The sequence below is a fragment of the Bradyrhizobium sp. genome (genome assembly GCF_016462955.1).
Classification (GTDB): domain Bacteria; phylum Pseudomonadota; class Alphaproteobacteria; order Rhizobiales; family Xanthobacteraceae; genus Bradyrhizobium.
This window is the reverse complement of the sequence record NZ_JAEMSD010000629.1, coordinates 1-3,405: the sequence shown is the minus strand read 5'-3', so window position 1 is coordinate 3,405 and position 3,405 is coordinate 1. Positions and strand designations below refer to the sequence as shown.

General features: G+C 66.1%; 4 protein-coding genes and 1 pseudogene. 1 reads left to right on the top strand and 4 read right to left on the bottom strand.

The window, feature by feature from the left end:
* Positions 1–78: 78 nt before the first annotated feature.
* The 4 genes and pseudogenes from JHD07_RS35800 to JHD07_RS35785 form a co-directional block, all read right to left on the bottom strand.
* Positions 79–300: a hypothetical protein gene (locus JHD07_RS35800; protein WP_363317684.1), complete on the bottom strand. Its 222-nt coding sequence runs from the start codon at positions 298–300 to the stop codon at positions 79–81.
* 59 nt (positions 301–359) lie between these two features.
* Positions 360–2,492, bottom strand: coding sequence for a ParB/RepB/Spo0J family partition protein (locus JHD07_RS35795; RefSeq protein ID WP_291630775.1), 2,133 nt, complete (start codon positions 2,490–2,492; stop codon positions 360–362).
* An 81-nt stretch (positions 2,493–2,573) separates the two neighbouring features.
* On the bottom strand, positions 2,574–2,858 hold the full coding sequence (locus tag JHD07_RS35790; RefSeq protein WP_291630774.1) for a hypothetical protein: 285 nt from the start codon (positions 2,856–2,858) through the stop codon (positions 2,574–2,576).
* 146 nt (positions 2,859–3,004) lie between these two features.
* A pseudogene (locus tag JHD07_RS35785) lies at positions 3,005–3,217 on the bottom strand (zincin-like metallopeptidase domain-containing protein); the annotation flags it as partial.
* On the opposite strand from JHD07_RS35785, the gene JHD07_RS35780 reads away from it, so the two are divergent.
* On the top strand, positions 3,207–3,405 hold a 199-nt coding region (locus JHD07_RS35780), incomplete at its 3' end, for a hypothetical protein (protein ID WP_291630772.1). The pseudogene JHD07_RS35785 and the gene JHD07_RS35780 sit on opposite strands and share 11 nt — an antisense overlap.

The window sequence follows — 3,405 nt, the reverse complement described above, 5'->3', positions numbered from 1 at the left end:
CATCGGTCATGGCGGGCTCCTGACACGAAAAAAGCCCGGCGCTGGGCCGGGTTCGGGAGGGATCGGAGGGTGGTCGGGCTAGTAGCCGAACTGCCAGGACGGCCAGGGCTGGCCGTCGTCGGCAGCCCGCACCGCGTCGGCGAGATCGGCAAGATCGCCCTCGACGACGGTGGGATCGCGGACCGGCGTTTCGTCGATGACGGTGACGCGGGAAACGAGCCCGTCCTCGACCTCGACATGCACGGGCACGAGATATTGGAAGACGACGCGCTGGGTCGTCGTGGGATCGGGTTGACCTATGAGCTCACTCCTTCGATTGGAGGAAGGTGCGGAGCGGCCGGAGCCGCTCCGCATTCCGGTCATTCGGCGGCGGCGAGGTGACCTTCGTCGTCCTCGGCGTCGGTGGGGGCTTCCTCCTCGTCGTCGGCGCTGAGGAATTCTGGCAGCGCTGCGCCTTCGTCCTCGCTGTCGGCCTCGGATTTCGCCGCCGGCGCCTCGACCTCGTCGACCAGCCGCAGCGGCTCCGGCAGCCAGCCGGTGTCGGCCAGCAGGCGTTCCGCCTCCTTGGCCATGTCGCCCTTCTTCAGATGGTCGATGAGCTGCGCGGCCTGTTCGCCGGCGCCTTCGCGGACCGCCTGAAGGATCCGGGGCTTGGTGACGCGGCCGAGATAGTTGCCGACCGTCGGACGCCAGCCGACATCCACCATGTCGAGCCCGGTGGCGCGGGCGAGCCGATCGGCCTGACCGAGCCGCATGTCGAGGCTGTGCTGGGAGACGCCGTTGCCGCCGTAGGGATTGGGCTTCTCGTAGAGCGCGTTGACGCCATAGCTGACGCAATGGGCGAGCAGCGCCATGCGGCTGGTGTCGTCGAGCGCCGCCAGCCAATCCCACAGCGCGCTGTCGTCGGCAGGGATGCCGCCGGTCCACGCCTCGTGGCGCTCATGCACCGCGCGGGCCGAGGGGCTGTCCTTTAGCGCGTCGTCCTGCACGGGGAAGAAGGTGTGACGGACCGATGCCTCCAGCGCGCCGGTGTACATGCGATGCTGGAAGGTGTCGGAGACCAACTTGTGCAGGAGCGCGGTCATCGCGACGTGCGGGTTGTCGGCCAGCGCATTGCGAAGCGCGAGCGTGCGATGGGCTGTCAGCTCGGTGACGAGGCGATCCGGCAGCGGCTTGATCGCGTCGTCCTCGTCGTCTTCGGCCTCGACGGGCTGGCCTCCGATTGTAATGATGGCCCGCTGCACGACCGGCTCGGCCGGATCGCCGCCAGCTTCCACGCCGGTTTCGCCCTCCGGGACGATCGGCGCTTCGTCCTCGGCCCGGACATAGCCGCGATCGATGTCGAGGCCGCCGTCATGGGCGATGCTGATGAACACGCCCGCGCGGGCGATGTCCTCGGCGTCGAAGCGGACCGGCCGCGTCTCGAAGGCCGCCAGCGCGGTCTCGATTTCGCCGAGCCGCTGGTCGACTTCATCCGGTAGTTCGTCGGCGCCTTCATATTCGGCCTCGAGCTTCTGATATTCGCCGTTGAGCGCGTCGATCGTCGCCTGTTCTTCGGACGTGAGGTCGAGCGGTTCGCCCTGCAGCTCGCGCAGGCCTCGCGTCGCGTCGTAGGGGAAGCTGACGGCGACCTCGATCCACTTCCAGCCCTCGGTCGCGACTTCCTCGGCCGTGGTCTTCAGCTTCTCGGCGACCAGGCGATCGAGCAGGGCGGAGTCCTGCAGCCAGCCACCATCGTCAGACTGGAACAGGTCGCGCATGATGACGCCATGGGCGGCCTGATAGGCGTCGACGCCGACGAAGACGGCCCGCTTGTCCGAAGCGCGCACAGTGGTCTCGGTAAGCATGCGCCGGATCTGATACGGCTCCTTCGACCAGGCGTCCTTGATCGCGTCCCAGACCTGTTCCTGGCGGGCGTGGTCGGACGACACGGTGAACGCCATGAGCTGCTCCAGCGTCATGCCGTCCTCGGCATAGATGTCGAGCAGAGCCGGCGATGCCGACGCCAGGCGCAGCCGCTGCTTCACGATCTGCGCCGGCACGAAGAACGCGGCTGCGATCTCTTCCTCGCTCATGCCCTTGTCGCGCATGTCCTGGAAGGCGCGGAACTGGTCGAGGGGATGGAGTGGTGCGCGCTCAATGTTCTCGGCGAGCGACACCTCTTCGGCAAGGACGCCGCTATCCCGCTCGCGGACAACGCAGGGCACCGGAGCGACCTTGGCGAGGCGCTTCTGCTTCACCAGCAGCTCGAGCGCGCGGAAGCGGCGCCCGCCGGCAGGCACCTCGAACATGCCGATCTCATTGCCGTCGCCATCGACGACGGGAAAGACGCTCAGACTCTGGATCAGGCCGCGACGCGCGATCGAGGACGCCAGGTCCTCGATCGAGACGCCGGCCTTGACGCGCCGGACGTTGGACTGGCTGAGCATCAGCTTGTTGAAGGGGATGTCGCGCGAGGACGACAGGGTGATCTTCTGAACGGCAGTAGCCATTGGGATTTACTCCGCGACGGGCGGCCGAGAGCCTCTCTCTCAACCTCCAACCCGTCACGAAATCCCGTCCGCTCTCTCCCTCTACTTCCGGCGCCGCGCACCACCGACGCCGATGCGAGGCGAAAGCCTCTGCCGCGCGTCACGCAGGTAGTCGCGATAGGTCACTGCCTGCGAGATGGATTGACGATAGCCGTTGCTCAGCGCGATCGCGATGAGACCGCGCGGGGGCTTTAGCGTCCCACTGGCCTGCGCTTGCGCGAAAAGGCGTTTCGCGAGCGCAATTTCTGCATCGGTATAGGGGGCTGACTTACGTGGCATGATGTTCTCCAAAGGTTGAAAGTGGCCCTCGGAGAAATTGCCGCACATGACGCGCCCCTCCGTGGGGCTGCGCCGGTTAACCTCCATGGGGAGGACGGGGCCCCGATCGGAATCGGGGCTGACGGCGAGGAGCCATCATGCGAAGCATAGAAAGAGATAGGTTCAATAACGCGTCGATCAAGGCCGGAATCCTATCAGGCCGCCTCGCGGTTTGGGCGGGCGACGCCGATCTCCTCTGGCAGGAAGCCGAGCAGCCAGTCGGCCGCCTTGCTCGCCTGCGAGGCTGCGCGGACGATGGCGCGGTTATCTTCCCGCAGCACCTCAAGCCACGAGGCGATGTAGTCGGCGTGCCGCACAGTCGGCACGATGCCGAGCGAGGCGCAGCAGAAGGCTGCGTTGATCTCGGCCCGTTATCTGAACAGTCAAGCTGTCTCAGCGGACTTTCATCAGCCGAAACCAGCCGATCTGGCGGCGTTGCGCGGTTTTAGAACGGGTGAGACACTCGGGAGTATCTGGAGGGCTGCTCTTCGCATTGCGGTTCGTGGTTTTTACGACTGCTCAGCGAACCGAATGCGACTGGTGAAGGGATTTCTTT